Source organism: Massilia sp. CF038 (assembly GCF_900129765.1).
Lineage (GTDB): Bacteria > Pseudomonadota > Gammaproteobacteria > Burkholderiales > Burkholderiaceae_D > Telluria_A.
The window spans coordinates 90,296-105,033 of the sequence record NZ_FQWU01000004.1 but is presented as its reverse complement, the minus strand read 5'-3'; the positions used below and the strand labels follow the sequence as shown (position 1 = coordinate 105,033).

Annotated in this window: 18 protein-coding genes; 11 read left to right on the top strand and 7 right to left on the bottom strand. The window is 61.9% G+C overall.

Annotation, left to right across the window (positions count from 1 at the left end):
- Positions 1-85: 85 nt before the first annotated feature.
- A complete protein-coding gene (locus tag BUC24_RS21840) occupies positions 86-583 on the bottom strand; it encodes a pilin (RefSeq protein ID WP_073221948.1) in 498 nt (165 codons plus the stop codon).
- Between the two features lie 192 nt (positions 584-775).
- Here BUC24_RS21840 and BUC24_RS21835 point away from each other — a divergent pair, with 192 nt between their 5' ends.
- Positions 776-1,279, top strand: a complete 504-nt coding sequence (locus BUC24_RS21835; protein ID WP_083599085.1) for a tetratricopeptide repeat protein — start codon at positions 776-778, stop codon at positions 1,277-1,279.
- A gap of 107 nt (positions 1,280-1,386) precedes the next feature.
- Here BUC24_RS21835 and BUC24_RS21830 read toward each other — a convergent pair whose 3' ends face one another.
- Positions 1,387-1,884, bottom strand: a complete 498-nt coding sequence (locus BUC24_RS21830) for a pilin (protein WP_073221945.1) — start codon at positions 1,882-1,884, stop codon at positions 1,387-1,389.
- Positions 1,885-2,121: 237 nt separating this feature from the next.
- Positions 2,122-2,616 carry a cyclic pyranopterin monophosphate synthase MoaC gene (moaC, locus tag BUC24_RS21825; protein ID WP_073221942.1) on the bottom strand — a complete coding sequence of 165 codons (495 nt, stop codon included), beginning with the start codon at positions 2,614-2,616 and terminating at the stop codon, positions 2,122-2,124.
- A 78-nt stretch (positions 2,617-2,694) separates the two neighbouring features.
- Here moaC and BUC24_RS21820 point away from each other — a divergent pair, with 78 nt between their 5' ends.
- A complete protein-coding gene (locus BUC24_RS21820; RefSeq protein ID WP_229448554.1) occupies positions 2,695-4,266 on the top strand; it encodes a M48 family metallopeptidase in 1,572 nt (523 codons plus the stop codon).
- Here the strand turns inward: BUC24_RS21820 and BUC24_RS21815 are convergent.
- Genes BUC24_RS21815 through BUC24_RS21800 form a run of 4 tightly spaced genes read right to left on the bottom strand, consistent with a single transcriptional unit; the run spans position 4,263 to position 6,481 of the window.
- The gene (locus BUC24_RS21815) at positions 4,263-4,853 is read right to left on the bottom strand and encodes a DUF2946 family protein (protein WP_073221940.1); all 591 of its coding nucleotides are present in this window, start codon (positions 4,851-4,853) and stop codon (positions 4,263-4,265) included. The two genes, BUC24_RS21820 and BUC24_RS21815, sit on opposite strands and share 4 nt — an antisense overlap.
- A complete protein-coding gene (locus tag BUC24_RS21810; protein ID WP_073221938.1) occupies positions 4,846-5,838 on the bottom strand; it encodes a YheT family hydrolase in 993 nt (330 codons plus the stop codon). The genes BUC24_RS21815 and BUC24_RS21810 overlap by 8 nt, the downstream gene beginning before the upstream one ends.
- A 4-nt stretch (positions 5,839-5,842) precedes the next feature.
- Entirely contained in the window at positions 5,843-6,271 is a 429-nt protein-coding gene (locus BUC24_RS21805) for a YybH family protein (protein WP_073221935.1), read from the bottom strand.
- A gap of 15 nt (positions 6,272-6,286) precedes the next feature.
- Positions 6,287-6,481, bottom strand: coding sequence for a zinc-finger domain-containing protein (locus tag BUC24_RS21800; RefSeq protein WP_073221932.1), 195 nt, complete (start codon positions 6,479-6,481; stop codon positions 6,287-6,289).
- Between the two features lie 146 nt (positions 6,482-6,627).
- Between BUC24_RS21800 and BUC24_RS21795 the strand changes: the two genes are divergently transcribed.
- The 9 genes from BUC24_RS21795 to BUC24_RS21755 all read left to right on the top strand — a co-directional run bounded on the left by BUC24_RS21795 (position 6,628) and on the right by BUC24_RS21755 (position 14,738).
- On the top strand, positions 6,628-7,368 hold the full coding sequence (locus BUC24_RS21795) for an AzlC family ABC transporter permease (protein ID WP_073221929.1): 741 nt from the start codon (positions 6,628-6,630) through the stop codon (positions 7,366-7,368).
- Positions 7,361-7,687 carry an AzlD domain-containing protein gene (locus tag BUC24_RS21790; protein WP_073221928.1) on the top strand — a complete coding sequence of 109 codons (327 nt, stop codon included), beginning with the start codon at positions 7,361-7,363 and terminating at the stop codon, positions 7,685-7,687. The genes BUC24_RS21795 and BUC24_RS21790 overlap by 8 nt, the downstream gene beginning before the upstream one ends.
- Positions 7,688-7,752: 65 nt before the next feature.
- Positions 7,753-8,958, top strand: coding sequence for a phosphoglycerate kinase (locus tag BUC24_RS21785; protein WP_073221925.1), 1,206 nt, complete (start codon positions 7,753-7,755; stop codon positions 8,956-8,958).
- 47 nt (positions 8,959-9,005) lie between these two features.
- Positions 9,006-10,454: a pyruvate kinase gene (gene pyk, locus BUC24_RS21780; RefSeq protein WP_073221922.1), complete on the top strand. Its 1,449-nt coding sequence runs from the start codon at positions 9,006-9,008 to the stop codon at positions 10,452-10,454.
- Between the two features lie 215 nt (positions 10,455-10,669).
- The gene (fba, locus tag BUC24_RS21775; RefSeq protein WP_073221920.1) at positions 10,670-11,734 is read left to right on the top strand and encodes a class II fructose-bisphosphate aldolase; all 1,065 of its coding nucleotides are present in this window, start codon (positions 10,670-10,672) and stop codon (positions 11,732-11,734) included.
- 48 nt (positions 11,735-11,782) lie between these two features.
- Positions 11,783-12,142: a GFA family protein gene (locus tag BUC24_RS21770; protein ID WP_073221918.1), complete on the top strand. Its 360-nt coding sequence runs from the start codon at positions 11,783-11,785 to the stop codon at positions 12,140-12,142.
- A 17-nt stretch (positions 12,143-12,159) separates the two neighbouring features.
- On the top strand, positions 12,160-13,056 hold the full coding sequence (locus BUC24_RS21765) for a phosphoribosylaminoimidazolesuccinocarboxamide synthase (RefSeq protein WP_073221915.1): 897 nt from the start codon (positions 12,160-12,162) through the stop codon (positions 13,054-13,056).
- Between the two features lie 3 nt (positions 13,057-13,059).
- Positions 13,060-13,560: a 5-(carboxyamino)imidazole ribonucleotide mutase gene (gene purE, locus BUC24_RS21760; RefSeq protein ID WP_073221912.1), complete on the top strand. Its 501-nt coding sequence runs from the start codon at positions 13,060-13,062 to the stop codon at positions 13,558-13,560.
- Entirely contained in the window at positions 13,557-14,738 is a 1,182-nt protein-coding gene (locus BUC24_RS21755) for a 5-(carboxyamino)imidazole ribonucleotide synthase (RefSeq protein ID WP_073221910.1), read from the top strand. Before purE ends, BUC24_RS21755 begins: the two co-directional genes overlap by 4 nt.

Genomic DNA, 14,738 nt, shown 5'->3' with positions numbered 1-14,738 from the left:
TCCTTCTTCCATAAAAAACGCCCGCAGCAGCGGGCGTTTTAAACTTGCATCCGCCCGGCCTGCGCCGGGTGGAGATCATACTATATTACAGACCAGCCAGAACTGCTTGACGGCAGGTTGCTGGGAAGAACTTGTAGTCCTTGGTGTCAGCGTCGGTACCGCAGGACCAGCCCAGGATCGCGTCAGCAGCGGTCGTCATTGGCTTGGTGCGCTTGTCGTCGGTGGTTGGCTGCAAAATGATGCTCTTGCCGTCAGCGCCGGTAGCAACACCACGGATCAGACCCGAGGTGATTTTGCCGTTGGTCGAATCAACTGCGATGCCGCCAGCCATGTATTTGGTCTGGACGTCTTTGCTGCAACCAGCTTGTTCAGCATCGGTTGGGAACTTGGCGTTGGTCTGGATGAATTCCGAAACAGCACCTTTGCATGCGCCAACTTGCAGGTTTACCTCGGTCACTTTAGCGCGCGCGGTGTAATCCTGGTAAGCAGGCAGTGCAACAGCAGCCAGAATACCGATAATTGCCACAACGATCATCAGTTCGATCAGGGTAAAGCCAGCTTCGATTTTTTGGGAAACTTTCATCATTCTCTCCTAGGGGGTTAAATTACCGGCAGCGTTTGCCTTGATTATTACTAAGCAACCGGCGTGCCAGCTTTCTTGCCCATAGGATAGGCAAAAAGTGCCCATTGACATCCCCAACGCGCTATCATCTTGCCTAGAAACAGCCGCTGACACCCATTTGAAGGGTGCCTGACGGTCTCAAACGGAGGTGATGTGGAAGTCGGCTCGACAGGAACAAATCTGGACTTCATCAGTGTGGCCGCCGCGCTCAGCCTGACCACCTGGAGTGAAAGTACGATGCGCAGGCGGATTGCCGAAGGCACGGTCACCCGGCGCATGGAGAGCTGCGCGAACGGCCGCGCCATGGTGGACTTCGCCTCGATCCGGCCGCACGTCGTGTTGCCGCTGGACGACACTGATCTGGCGTTGATCAAGGCGGCCGATGACGGTGCTGCCTGGGCGCAAAGCGATCTGGCCTTGCATTTTCTCTTTTACCAGCAGCCAAAGGCCGGTCGCTACTGGCTGGAACTGGCGGCCAAGCAGAATTTCCCCAGTGCGATGTACTTTTTAGGGCGCTGCTATACCGATGGGATCGGGGTCGTGAAAAATGAAAACGAGGGGCTGATCTGGATTCTGCGGGCCGCCGTCCTGGGCGATCCCGTGGCAGCGGCGCAAATGCAGCACGTGCGCGACACGGTCAGTGGCGCCAGCCGCTAGGGCCAGCGTTCCGATACGGATTTTTGCTGAGCAATAAAAAACGCCCGCAGTTGCGGGCGTTTTTACTTGCATGCCACCCGGCCAAGGCCAGGTGGCGATCAGAACTATTACAGGCCAGCCAGAACTGCTTGACGGCAGGTTGCTGGGAAGAACTTGTAGTCCTTGGTAGCAGCGTCGGTACCGCAGGACCAGCCCAGGATCGCGTCAGCAGCGGTGGTCATTGGCTTGGTGCGCTTGTCGTCGGTGGTTGGCTGCAGAATGATGCTCTTGCCATCAGCGCCGGTAGCGACGTTACGGATCAGACCCGAGGTGATTTTGCCGGTGGTCGAATCAACGGTGATGCCGCCAGCCATGTATTTGGTTTGCACGTCTTTGCTGCAACCAGCTTGTTCAGCGTCGGTTGGGAACTTGGCGTTGGTCTGGATGAATTCCGAAACAGCACCTTTGCATGCGCCAACTTGCAGGTTTACCTCGGTCACTTTAGCGCGAGCGGTGTAGTCCTGGTAAGCAGGCAGTGCAACAGCAGCCAGAATACCGATAATTGCAACAACGATCATCAGTTCGATCAGGGTGAAGCCGGCTTGGATTTTTTTCGAAACGTTCATGATTTCTCCGTGGGTTTAAGGTGATAACTAGCAGTTCGTCTGCCATGCATCACTATAAGCATCTTCCGTGCCAGCAATTGAGTTGTCCGTAAACCAATGCTCTGAGGGGCAAGTACTGCCGTGTGGCATTTCTTTTCCCTGTCTTGACACCCCCGAAAGGGGCGCCGGGTGGTTCCAGGCGGCGGTGCTGACAAAAAATGGCAGCCCTGGCGGGATGCCAGCCGCATAAAACGGGTGTCAGCTGCCGCTGTGCCGCCAGTCGGTCTTGCCGCCGTGCTTTTCCAGCACCCGCACATCGGTCATGACCATGCCCCGGTCGACTGCCTTGCACATATCATAAATCGTCAGCAGGCCGACCTGGACCGACATCAGGGCTTCCATCTCGACCCCCGTCTTGCCCACGGTCTCGACCTGGGCCTGGCAGTGCACCGCGCAGGCGGCCTGGTCGATGTCGAAGCTGACCGTGACCCGGGTCAGTGCCAGCGGATGGCACAGCGGCACCAGTTCGCTGGTTTTTTTCGAGGCCATGATGGCGGCGATGCGGGCAATGCCAAGCACATCGCCTTTTTTTGCCGTACCGGACGTGATCAGTGCCAGCGTGGCCGGCTGCATGCGGATGGTGCCTGCCGCCACGGCAATGCGGTGCGTATCGGCCTTGGCGGCAACATCGACCATGTGGGCCTGGCCGCTGGCGTCGAAATGGCTAAGCTGGTCTGGCGTATTCTGGCTCATATATAAGGGGCTGGTAACAAAGTGTTTCGATGGCGGGCCCGGTCGCGTTGCCCGGGCAGATGCGGGTATCATAGCACCGTGAAATCGAAAACCGACTCCCTGCGGGGCCTCGCGCTGGGCACTGCGCTGCTGGCGGCCCTGGCCGCCCCCACTGCTGCCGGGCAGGCCCAGGCCATTCCCAATAATACGGCCCTGCCGACGCTGGGCGATGCTGCCCGCGGCGACCTCTCGCCCATCATCGAGCGCAAGCTGGGCGAAGAAATCATGCGCGATATCCGGCGCAACAATGATTATCTCAATGATGAAGCGGTCCTGGAATACCTGAACAATTTCGGCAGCGGCCTGGTGGCGGCCTATCCGGGGGCGCGCGGCGAAACCAATAACGACTTTTTCTTTTTCGCGGTCCGCGATCCGCAGCTCAATGCCTTCGCCCTGCCGGGCGGTTTCATTGCCGTGCATTCGGCCTTGCTGCTGTCGGCCCAGTCCGAGAGCGAGCTGGCTTCGGTCCTGGGCCACGAAATCGGCCACGTGGCGCAGCGCCACATTGCGCGCATGATCGGCCAGCAAAAGCAGGATGTACTGATTCCCCTGGCCGCCCTGGTGCTGGCCGCGCTGGCGGCGCGTTCCTCGAGCGACGCAGCCATGGGCGTCTTCATGGGTGGCCAGGGCCTGGCCATCCAGCGCCAGCTCAATTTCAGCCGCGACGCCGAGCGCGAAGCTGACCGGGTCGGTTTCCAGATCATGGGCGCGGGCGGCTACGATACCTCCGGCATGGTGGCTTTTTTCCAGCGCATGCAAGTGGCCAGCCGGGCCTACTCCGATCTGGTGCCGGCCTATCTGCGCAGTCACCCGCTCACCACCGAACGCATTTCCGACATCCAGGCACGGATCCGCGAAGTGCCCTACCGCCAGCGCATCGATAATGTCGAGTTCTATTTAGTACGTGGGCGGGTCCGGGTGCTGCAGGATGAAAGCGCGCGCGGACGCAGCGAGGCGCAGGCCGCGCTTGAGGCACAGCTGCAGTCGCAGAACCGGCAACATCAGGCTGGCGCCCAGTATGGCCTGGCCTTCCTCGCGCTGAAACGGGGCGAACTGGCCAAGGCGCAGAGCTGGCTGGACAAGGCGCGCGGCACCATGCGCCGCAGCGAGGGCACGTTCTCGACCGGTCAGGCCGCTTCCGATGGCGCCGCCATGTTCGCTTCGCTGGAGCTGGAAATCAAGATGGCGCCGGGTCAAAGTGCCGCCGTGCGCGAACAGGGCGTGAAAGACGCAGCGGCGGCCCACCAGCGCTTCCCGCTCTCGCGCGGCATCGCCCACCAGTATGCCGAAGCCCTGATTGACACCGGCAGGCTGGCCGAAGCGACCACCTATCTGCGCGACCAGTCCCAGTCTTACCGGCAAGAAGAGAAAATCCATGAATTGCTGGCCAAGGCCTACGCGGCCCAGGGCAAGCTGGCGCTGCAGCATATTTCCCTGGCCGAATACTATGCCCTGGCCGGCGGCAAGAAGTCGGCGCTGGACCAGCTTGACATCGCGCGCAAGTCGGCCGACGCCTCGTTCTACGACATGGCCTTGATCGATGCGCGCGAGCGCGAGTGGAAAGAGCAAGTGCGCGAAGAAATGAAAGACGCGCCGAAAGAAAAAAACTAGGCTGGCTGGGGCAGGCGCACAAAACCGAAGTGGGCCGGCACGCTGGCGCTTGCCAGCGGCTGGACCATGACTGCCGCATCACGGTAGCGCAAGCTCAGCGTGCCAGCGCCATCGGTCAGCCAGGCCAGCAGCGCCTCGTCGCTGACAGGCACGCCGTCAATGTGCATGGCGGGCAGCAGCTGCGCCATATCACGGTCATCGAGCTGGGCGACCCGCGCGCCGCTTTGCACGATCAGCGCACCAGTGTCGGTCAGATACGCGGCATCGAGCCTGTCCAGGGCCTCGCCCGTGTGCAGCACCAGACCGTGCTGCGGGTCGGTGCGCGCCACATACGGCGTGGTTTCCAGATTCAGGTACACGCGCTGCGGGCCGTTCTGGAAATACCAGCAGCCGCGCTCGTCCGCCAGGTAGTTGCGGTTGATGAAGGCCAGCAAGGCAGACTGGATCACCTTGTCACCGGCCAGGCCCAGATGCTGGGCCCGTTCGTCGCGCATGCGCCAGGCGCCGCGCGCATCCAGCGCCAGCCAGCCGTAGCAGTGCGGTACATTGGGCCACTTGGCCATGGCTTTTTTTACGATGTCATCCATGTTCGGGAGCTTGGCACAGTTCGGCTTGCGCAGGCGCGCGCGAGTCCGCTTTGCCTTCGAGGAAATGCAGCAGTTTTTGCGGCAGCCAGTCCAGCCGGCCGGGCGGGCCGCCGTTGGCAAAGCCCACGTGGCCGCCGTGCGCGGGGTAGTCCAGGCGCACGTGCGAGGACGCATGGCGCGGCAGGTATTGCCCCGGCAAGAAAGGATCGTTGCGGGCGTTGAGCACCAGGGTCGGCACGGTGATGTCGCCCAGCACGTGGCGGGCGCTGGCACGATCCCAGTAGTCGTCGGTGTTGCGGTAGCCGTGCAGCGGCGCGGTCACCACATTGTCGAAGGCATACAGGTCGCGCGCCGCCAGCAGGGCGTCGCGCGCAAACAAGCCGGGGAACTGGTCCAGCTTGGCCAGGCATTTGGGTTTCAGCGACTTGAGGAACATGCGCGTGTAGACCATGTTCAAACCCGACGACAATGCTTCACCGCCGCGCGCCAGATCGAGCGGGGCCGATACCGCACACGCCGCGTCGACCAGCTCGGCCTGGTGCTGGGATTCGCCCAGCCAGCGCAGCAGCGCGTTGCCGCCCAGCGAGACGCCCGTCACATAGAATTTGCCGCTGGCACGCTCTCGCAAGCGCCGTACAATCCAGTCGACTTCGCCCGCGTCGCCCGAATGGTAAAAGCGCGGCGCCAGATTGAGTTCACCCGAACAGCCCCGAAAATGGGGAATGGCGCCCGACCAGCCGCGCGCCGCCAATGCTGCCATCAGGGCGCGCGCGTAATGGCTGTTCGATGAGCCTTCCAGTCCATGAAACAGCACCACCCAGGGCTGGCCCGGGGTGCCCTCAAGAAAATCGACATCGATGAAATCGCCGTCCGGGGTGGGCCAGCGCTCACGCCGCAGCGCGCTGGCCGGGGTGGCAATGCACAGGGCCGGGTAGATGGTTTGCAGGTGGCCGCCAGGCAGCCACCTTGGCCCGCTGTAGTGCATGGTTTTAATGCAGGCTGGCGCCGGCAGGATGCGTGGCCGGGACCGGACCGGGTGCCACCGACACATGGTGCAGCACCATGCGCCAGCCCTGCGGCGTCTTGTGATACACATTGGTGGCGACCAGGTGCGCCGGTTCGGCGCCGCCGGTGGCGGTCACGCCCTCGATCACGGTGTGCACGGAGCTCATCAGGTTATTGCTTTCGAATAGCTGGGAGGGCCGGATCTGCAAGCCGCCGCGCTCAAGGATGGCTTCCCACGAGGCCTGGATGGCGGCATGCCCGTGCAGACGCGGCCCGCCCGGATGCACGCAGACGATTTCTTCGTCCTCGGCCCACAGCGCCATGAGCGCTTCGGTGTCAGCCCGGTTCAGGGCTTCGTAGAAAGCGGCCTCGACTTCGGCAGCGCTGCCATTGAGTTGTTTACCCCGTTTCATGGCGCCGCGCCGTGCTTAGTGATGCGACAGGACGGTGCCTGGCTTGAGGCGGTATTCGGTGCCGCAGTACGGGCACTTGGCCAGACCGTCGTGCCCGAAGTCGAGAAACACGCGCGGGTGCGACGACCACAGCGTCATGGCAGGATTCGGGCAGTGGGCAGGCAGATCTTTTTCACCCAGTTCGACCGCGGGCGCTGTTTGTTGGTTCATACATTCTCCGTCATGCAATGCAAAACCACGATTTTAGACGATTCCGGCAGCTTGCCGAAATGATCGGTAAAATAGGGCGCTCCCGAATCACCGCCGTGCTCGCTAAAGCTGCATGGCCACCACTGCCCGCCGTGGCCGAACCACCGATGAACCTGCCCCCAGCGCCCCCGGCCGTGCGCCCGCCTGACGAAGACCCCGCCATTTATCGCGAAGCCCTGAAAACCGGCGCGCCCACCCTGTTCGGGATCGGCGCCTGGGGCCTGGTGGTGGGCGTGGCACTGATTAATAGCGGTCTGACCCTGGCGCAAGCCATCGGCATGACGCTGCTGGTGTTTGCCGGCTCGGCCCAGCTGGCTTCCTTGCCCCTGATTGCCGCCGGCGCCCCGATCTGGGTGGTGTTTGCCACGGCCCTGGTGGTCAATCTGCGCTTCGTGATTTTTTCCGCCTTGCTCGCCCCCCATTTTGTGCACTTGCCCTGGAAGCAGCGTTTCCTGCTTGGCTATGTCTCGGGCGACATCACCGTCAACCTGTTCCAGCAGCGCTACCCGACCGAAGCGCCGGCGCCCGGCAAAGTATCGTATTTAAAAGGCTTGATCATTCCCAACTGGTGCGCCTGGCAGGCCGGCTCGCTGATCGGCGTCTTCCTGGGCAGCATGGTACCGCCGCACTGGGGCCTGGGCCTGGCCGGTACGCTGGCCATCATTTGCATTCTGGTGCCTGCCGCCATGACGCGCGCTTCCCTGGTGGGCGTCATCGTGGCTGGCACCGTGGCCGTGCTGGCGTACCGCATGCCTTACAAGCTGGGCTTGCTGGCGGCCGTGTTCGTGGGCATGCTGTGCGCAATGGCGGTGGAAGAACTCAGTGGAAAAGGGCACAAGCATGACTGAACTGGAGATCTGGATCACCATTGCCGTGCTGACGGTGGCCACGGCCGTGACCCGCAGCACGTTCTGGCTGGTGGGCCACCACATCACTATTCCCAAGCGCGTCAACGAAATGCTGCGCTACGCGCCCGCCTGCGCGCTGGCCGCGATCGTGGCCCCGGATCTCTTGATGACGCCGGCCGGCGCCGTGCAGCTGGACATCCACAACCTCAAGCTCCTGGCCGGGATTGCTGCCACCGGGTACTACTTGTTGCGCCGCAACATGCTTGAGATGATTATTTTCGGAATGCTGTTCTTTACCGGCCTGCGGATCTGGTTTTGAATGCCGTTTTCGGCCTGTGCTTGCGGTAAAATAGCGATCTTTCATCATTTGACTCGTGGATCGCTATGCACGCTGTTTTAAATTTTACCCGTCTGCAAGACCTGATCGATCGTAACGCCCTCGCTGGCAAGCGCGTCTTCATTCGCGCCGACCTGAACGTGCCGCAGGATGACAGCGGCAAAATTACCGAAGACACCCGCATTCGCGCCTCCGTGCCAGCCATTGCTGCCGCCGTCAAAGCAGGCGCCGCCGTCATGGTCACCTCCCACCTGGGCCGTCCGACTGAAGGCGAATTCAAAGCCGACGACTCGCTGGCGCCCGTCGCCGCGCGCCTGGCCGAGTTGCTGGGACAGAGCGTCGAACTCAAGCAGAACTGGGTCGATGGCGTCGATGTCGCGCCAGGCCAGGTCGTGCTGCTGGAAAACTGCCGCGTCAACAAGGGTGAAAAGAAAAACAGCGACGAGCTGGCGCAAAAAATGGCCAAGCTGTGCGATATCTATGTGAACGATGCCTTTGGCACCGCCCACCGTGCCGAGGCCACCACCCACGGCATCGCCAAGTTTGCGCCCGTGGTGTGCGCCGGCCCGTTGCTGGCAGCCGAACTCGACGCACTGGGCAAAGCCCTGGGCGCGCCCAACCGGCCGTTGCTGGCCATCGTGGCTGGCTCCAAGGTCTCGTCCAAGCTGTCCATCTTGAAAGCACTGGCTGACAAGGTCGACAATCTGATCGTGGGCGGCGGCATCGCCAATACCTTCATGAAAGCCGTCGGCCTGAACATCGGCAAGTCGCTGGTCGAAGCCGACCTGGTTGGCGAAGCCAAGGCCATCATCGACATGATGGCAGCGCGCGGCGCGCAAGTACCGATTCCTGTGGACGTGGTCTGCGCCAAAGAATTCTCCCCAACTGCCGTGGCGACCGTGAAAGATGTCGCCGACGTGGCGGACGACGACATGATCCTCGACATCGGCCCGAAAACAGCGGCCACCCTGGCCGCGCAAATTGCCAAGGCCGGCACCATCGTCTGGAACGGCCCGGTGGGCGTATTCGAATTCGACCAGTTCGGCGAAGGCACCAAAACGCTGGCGCTGGCCATTGCCGCGTCCAGCGGTTTCTCGATTGCCGGCGGTGGCGACACCCTGGCGGCCATTGCCAAGTACGGCATCAGCGAGCAGATCGGTTATATCTCGACCGGTGGCGGCGCCTTCCTCGAGTTCCTCGAAGGTAAGACCCTGCCAGCGGTGGAAATCCTGTTGCAGCGTAGTTCCCAGTAAAAACCCCAGCGCAGCCCGACGGCTGCGCTTTTACTTGAAGGATCTCTATGTATCGTGGTACCAAGATCGTCGCAACCATCGGACCGGCTTCCACCGACTTCGATATTCTCGTTCGCATGATTCAAGCCGGCGTCGACGTCGTGCGTTTGAATTTTTCGCATGGCAAGGCGCAAGACCATATTGACCGTGCCAACCTTGTGCGGCGTGCCGCGGCCGAGTGCGGGCGCGAAGTGGCGATCATGGCTGATATGCAGGGTCCCAAGATCCGCGTTGGCAAGTTCGAACAGGGCAAGATCTTCCTCGAAAACGGCGACAAGTTCATCCTCGACGCCAAGTGGGGCGACAACGGCGAACTGGGCAACCAGGAACGCGTGGGCCTCGACTACAAAGCCTTGCCGCGCGACGTCAAGCCGGGCGACAAGCTGCTGCTCAACGATGGCTTGATCGTGCTGGTGGTCGAACGCATCGTCGCCCACGAAATTTTCACCGTCTGCAAAATCGGTGGCGAACTGTCCAACAACAAGGGCATCAACCGCCAGGGCGGCGGCCTGACCGCGCCAGCGCTGACCGCCAAGGACATGGAAGACATCAAGGTCGCCATGAGTTTCCAGTGCGACTACCTGGCGATCTCCTTCCCGAAAAGCGCGACCGACATGGAAATGGCGCGTCAGCTGGCCAACATTGCCGGCGAGCCTTACCATCACAAGCCGAAGATGATCGCCAAGATCGAGCGTGCCGAAGCCATTCCTGTGCTGCAGGAAATCCTGGACGCGTCCGACGGCATCATGGTTGCCCGCGGCGACCTGGCAGTGGAAGTGGGCAACGCGGCCGTGCCGGCGCTGCAAAAGCGCATGATCCGCATGGCGCGCGAGTCGAACAAGCTGGCCATCACGGCCACGCAAATGATGGAATCGATGATCGTCAACGCCGTGCCGACCCGCGCCGAAGTCTCGGACGTGGCCAATGCGGTGCTGGACGGCACGGACGCCGTGATGACCTCGGCGGAAACAGCCAGCGGCAAGTACCCGGTCGAAACGGTCGAAATGATGGCGGCCATTTGCGCCGAAGCCGAAGCGTCTGAATACAACAAGCTCGATGCCGATTTTTTGAATGTGCGTTTCTCGCGCATCGACCAGTCGATTGCCTATGGCGCCCTGTTTACTGCGCATCACTTGCGCGTGAAGGCGATCGTGGCCCTGACCGAGTCCGGCTCGACTGCGCTGTGGATGAGCCGGCACAGCATTGATACGCCGCTGTACGCGCTGACGCCGTCGATCACCACCCAGCGCAAGGTGTCCTTGTACCGCAATGTGCGCGCTTATCATTTGCTGCAGCACGGCGACAGCTCGGAAGTGCTGCGCCAGGCCGAGGACTTGATGGTCGCCAAAGGGATCGTCAAAAAGGGTGACATGATCGTCGTCACCTGGGGCGAGCCAATGGGGCAGGTAGGCGGCACCAATGCATTGAAGATCGTCCGTGTGGGCGAGTTTGATTAAAGAATCGTGGTAGCAGTGTAGCTACCACATCGCCCTCGCGCAGGCGGGGGCCTATACCAAGTAACCGAAGTTGTTCAGCGTGGTATAGGCCCCCGCCTTCGCGAGGGCGATGTAGTGGTTGGCGTCCACCCGATGTCAACCACCCTTTGCCGCAGCGCCGCGCGCCACCAGCGCGCCCCGGCAACACCAGTTTTTCTATTGTTTGGAGATTTACCATGTCCCTCGTATCTATGCGCCAATTGCTGGACCACGCCGCTGAACACGGTTACGGCCTGCCTGCGTTCAACGTCAACAACCTCGAACAGGTGCAAGCCATCATGGCTGCTGCCGACGCGGTCAACTCGCCGGTCATCATGCAAGCCTCGGCAGGCGCCCGCAAGTATGCTGGCGAAGCCTTCCTGCGCCACCTGATCGACGCTGCTGTCGAAGCTTACCCGCACATCCCGGTCGTCATGCACCAGGACCACGGCCAGTCACCAGCCGTGTGCATGGGCGCGATCCGCTCCGGCTTCACGTCAGTCATGATGGACGGTTCGCTCGAAGCCGACGGCAAGAGCGTCGCCTCGTACGAGTACAACGTGGAAGTCTCGCGTGAAGTGGTCAAGTTCTCGCACGCCATCGGCGTGACCGTGGAAGCCGAACTGGGCGTGCTCGGTTCACTGGAAACCATGAAGGGCGACAAGGAAGACGGCCACGGCGCCGACGGCACCATGACGCGCGAGCAATTGCTCACCGACGTGGCCCAGGCTGCCGACTTCGTGCAGCGCACCCAGTGCGACGCCCTGGCCATTGCCATCGGTACCTCGCACGGCGCCTACAAGTTCACCCGCAAGCCAACCGGCGACATTCTGGCCATCGACCGCATCAAGGAAATTCACGCGCGCATTCCGAACACCCACCTGGTGATGCATGGTTCCTCGGCTGTGCCGCAGGAATTGCTGGCCATCATCCGTGAATTCGGTGGCGACATGAAAGAAACCTATGGCGTGCCGGTGGAAGAAGTGCAGGAAGGCATCCGTCACGGCGTTCGCAAGATCAACATCGACACCGACATCCGTCTGGCCATGACCGCCGCGGTGCGCAAGTACATGTTCCAGAACCCGTCCAAGTTCGATCCGCGCGACTTCCTGAAACCAGCGCGCGAAGCGGCCACCGAAGTGTGCAAGGCACGCTTCCTGTCCTTCGGCTGCGAAGGCATGGCCGGCAAGATCAAGCCGCTCACGCTGGAAGCGATGGCCCAGCGCTACGCCAAGGGCGAACTGTCCCAGATCGTCAAGTAACACGTTTGCAACCACGCGCCTTCGGGCGCGTTTTTACTCGTCTTTATCATGTACAAAGGCAGCTGCCTGTGCGGCGCAGTCCGCTACGAGATCCGGGGCCCGATCGATCGCACCAGCAACTGCTGGTGTAAAATGTGCCAAAAGCAACATGGTGCGGCTTCCGGACCGTATGCCAACGTGGCGTCAAGCGACCTGCACTGGGTGCAGGGGGCCGACGCGATCGCACGCTATGCGTCTTCGCCCGGTGTCGAACGCAGCTTCTGCAAAGTGTGCGGCTCGACCTTGACCTGGCAGTCGGCCAGCCACAGCGAGCGCAATGCCGTCACGCTGGGCACCTTCGACACACCCTACGAAGGCAAGGTCACGCACGACCTGCACCTCGAAAGCAAACCGGGCTGGCTGCCCTAATTACCTCAAGGATTCACATGTCTGGCGTTCTCGAAACAAATCTGAAGTCCCTGCCTTTCCTGCACCGCGGAAAAGTGCGCGACATTTACGCCGTGGGCGACGACAAATTGCTGGTCATCCAGACTGACCGCCTGTCGGCCTTCGATGTCATCCTGAATGAGCCGATCCCGGAAAAGGGCAAGATCCTGACGGCCATGTCGAACTTCTGGTTTGCCAAATACAAGGACTTGATGCCGAACCACGATACCGGCATCGATCCGGTCTCGCTGGTGGCGCCGGAAGAGCGCGCGCAAGTGGAAGGCCGTGCCATCGTGGTCAAGAAAATGACCCCGCTGGGCATCGAAGCCATCGTGCGCGGTTACCTGATCGGTTCTGGCTGGAAGGATTACCAGAAGACGGGCAAGGTGTGCGGCATCGATTTGCCGGCCGGCCTGCAGGAAGCGCAAAAGCTGCCGCAAGTGCTGTTCACGCCATCGACCAAGGCCCCGGCCGGTGCCCATGACGAAAACATCTCCTTCGAGCAAGCAGAACAGATCGTTGGCGCCGATATCGCGCGCCAGGTGCGCGACTACGCGGTCCAGCTGTACAGCGCCGCGGCCGAATACGCCGCCACGCGCGGCATCATCATTGCTGACACCAAATTTGAATTCGGGCTCGACGCCAATGGCACCGTGCACCTGATTGATGAAATTCTGACCCCCGATTCCTCGCGTTTCTGGCCCATGTCCAGCTACCAGGTGGGCATGTCGCCACCGTCGTATGACAAGCAGTTCGTGCGCGACTATCTGGAAACGCTGACCAGCTGGAACAAGGCCGCGCCCGCGCCAGCCGTGCCAGATGAGGTGATTGCCAAGACCCGCGCCAAGTATGTCGAAGCGCTTGAGCGCCTGACCGGCACCACCATCAAGGCGTAACCCATGAATGCCACTGTCAACAAGCCGCTGGTCGGCATCGTCATGGGTTCCTCGTCGGACTGGGAAGTCATGCAGCATGCCGTCAACATGCTCAAGGAATTCGGCGTGCCATACGAAGCGCAAGTCGTGTCGGCCCACCGCATGCCCGATGAAATGTTCAGCTATGCGGAAACTGCGCGTGACCGTGGTTTGCGCGCCATCATCGCCGGTGCGGGCGGCGCCGCCCACTTGCCTGGCATGATTGCCGCCAAGACCATCGTGCCGGTCCTGGGTGTGCCGGTCCCGTCGCGCTACTTGTCGGGCAAGGATTCGCTGCTGTCCATCGTGCAAATGCCAAAAGGGATTCCGGTTGCCACCTTCGCCATTGGTGAAGCGGGTGCCGCCAATGCCGCGCTGGCCGCCATTGCCATGATCGCCTGCACGGACGACGCCCTGGCCGAAAAACTTCAGCAATTCCGCCTGCAGCAAACCGCCGCTGCCAAGGCCATGATCCTGCCAGTATGAGCATGAAGCAAGCACCGTTTTTGCCGCCCGCACGCCTTGGTGTGATGGGTGGTGGCCAGCTGGGCCGTATGTTCGTGCACGCCGCCCAGGCCATGGGGTACAAGGTGGCCGTGCTGGAAGCGGCGCCCGACAGTCCTGCCGGGCAAGCCGCCGACAGCCTGATCGCTGCCGCATACGACGATGCGGCAGCTCTGGGCCAGCTGGGGCAGTCCTGCGTGGCCGTCACTACCGAATTTGAAAACGTGCCGGCTGACAGCTTGCAGTTGCTGGCCACGCATGCCTTCGTGGCCCCGGCCGCATCCTGCGTCGCCATTGCCCAGGACCGGATTGCCGAAAAGCGTTTCCTGGCCGCTTGCGCAGCCCGCTCGGGCGTGGCGCCCGCGCCCCACAAAACCATTGCCAGTGCCGCGGATATCGACAGCATCGAGGATCTGCTGCTGCCCGGTATTTTGAAGACTGTGCGCATGGGTTACGACGGCAAGGGCCAGTCGGTGGTGCGCACGCGCGACGATGTGCGCGCCGCGTTTGCGGCCATGGGCGGGGTGACATGCCTGCTCGAAAAAATGCTGCCACTGGCCTATGAAGTGTCGGTGCTGACGGCGCGCGGCGCCGACGGCGCCTCGGTGGTGTATCCGATCGCCGAAAACGTGCACCGTGGCGGCATTCTGTTTACCACCACCGTGCCGGGGCCAAATGTCTCGGCCGCCAGTGCCGCGCAGGCGCAGCAGGCGGCCCGCGTCATCGTTGAAGAGCTTGGCTACGTGGGCGTACTGTGCATTGAATTCTTTGTGCTCACCGATGGCAGCCTGGTGGTCAATGAAATGGCGCCTCGGCCGCATAACAGCGGTCACTACACGATGGATGCCTGTGTCACCAGCCAGTTTGCACAGCAAGTGCGCGCGATGGCGCGCCTGCCGCTGGGCGAGGTGCGCCAGCATTCGCCAGCTGTGATGCTCAATATCCTGGGCGACATCTGGTTTGCAGCCGGCACCGATCAAGCCCGTGAACCGGCCTGGGCCGAGCTGCTGGCGCTGCCTGGCGCCTGTCTGCATTTGTATGGCAAGGAAGAAGCGCGGCGCGGACGCAAAATGGGCCACGTGACTTTCATTGCACCGACGCTGGCCGAGGCGCAGCAACAACTGCAGGCGGCCTGCGCCTTGCTTGGCATTGCTCCCTGA

Bases quoted from the DNA above. Each gene is read 5' to 3' on its own strand.
- BUC24_RS21840 (WP_073221948.1), bottom strand. From the start codon at position 583: ATGAAAGTTTCCCAAAAAATCGAAGCTGGCTTTACCCTGATCGAACTG.
- BUC24_RS21830 (WP_073221945.1), bottom strand. From the start codon at position 1,884: ATGAACGTTTCGAAAAAAATCCAAGCCGGCTTCACCCTGATCGAACTG.
- moaC (WP_073221942.1), bottom strand. From the start codon at position 2,616: ATGAGCCAGAATACGCCAGACCAGCTTAGCCATTTCGACGCCAGCGGC.
- BUC24_RS21815 (WP_073221940.1), bottom strand. From the start codon at position 4,853: ATGGATGACATCGTAAAAAAAGCCATGGCCAAGTGGCCCAATGTACCG.
- BUC24_RS21810 (WP_073221938.1), bottom strand. From the start codon at position 5,838: ATGCACTACAGCGGGCCAAGGTGGCTGCCTGGCGGCCACCTGCAAACC.
- BUC24_RS21805 (WP_073221935.1), bottom strand. From the start codon at position 6,271: ATGAAACGGGGTAAACAACTCAATGGCAGCGCTGCCGAAGTCGAGGCC.
- BUC24_RS21800 (WP_073221932.1), bottom strand. From the start codon at position 6,481: ATGAACCAACAAACAGCGCCCGCGGTCGAACTGGGTGAAAAAGATCTG.
- BUC24_RS21795 (WP_073221929.1), top strand. From the start codon at position 6,628: ATGAACCTGCCCCCAGCGCCCCCGGCCGTGCGCCCGCCTGACGAAGAC.
- BUC24_RS21790 (WP_073221928.1), top strand. From the start codon at position 7,361: ATGACTGAACTGGAGATCTGGATCACCATTGCCGTGCTGACGGTGGCC.
- BUC24_RS21785 (WP_073221925.1), top strand. From the start codon at position 7,753: ATGCACGCTGTTTTAAATTTTACCCGTCTGCAAGACCTGATCGATCGT.
- pyk (WP_073221922.1), top strand. From the start codon at position 9,006: ATGTATCGTGGTACCAAGATCGTCGCAACCATCGGACCGGCTTCCACC.
- fba (WP_073221920.1), top strand. From the start codon at position 10,670: ATGTCCCTCGTATCTATGCGCCAATTGCTGGACCACGCCGCTGAACAC.
- BUC24_RS21770 (WP_073221918.1), top strand. From the start codon at position 11,783: ATGTACAAAGGCAGCTGCCTGTGCGGCGCAGTCCGCTACGAGATCCGG.
- BUC24_RS21765 (WP_073221915.1), top strand. From the start codon at position 12,160: ATGTCTGGCGTTCTCGAAACAAATCTGAAGTCCCTGCCTTTCCTGCAC.
- purE (WP_073221912.1), top strand. From the start codon at position 13,060: ATGAATGCCACTGTCAACAAGCCGCTGGTCGGCATCGTCATGGGTTCC.
- BUC24_RS21755 (WP_073221910.1), top strand. From the start codon at position 13,557: ATGAGCATGAAGCAAGCACCGTTTTTGCCGCCCGCACGCCTTGGTGTG.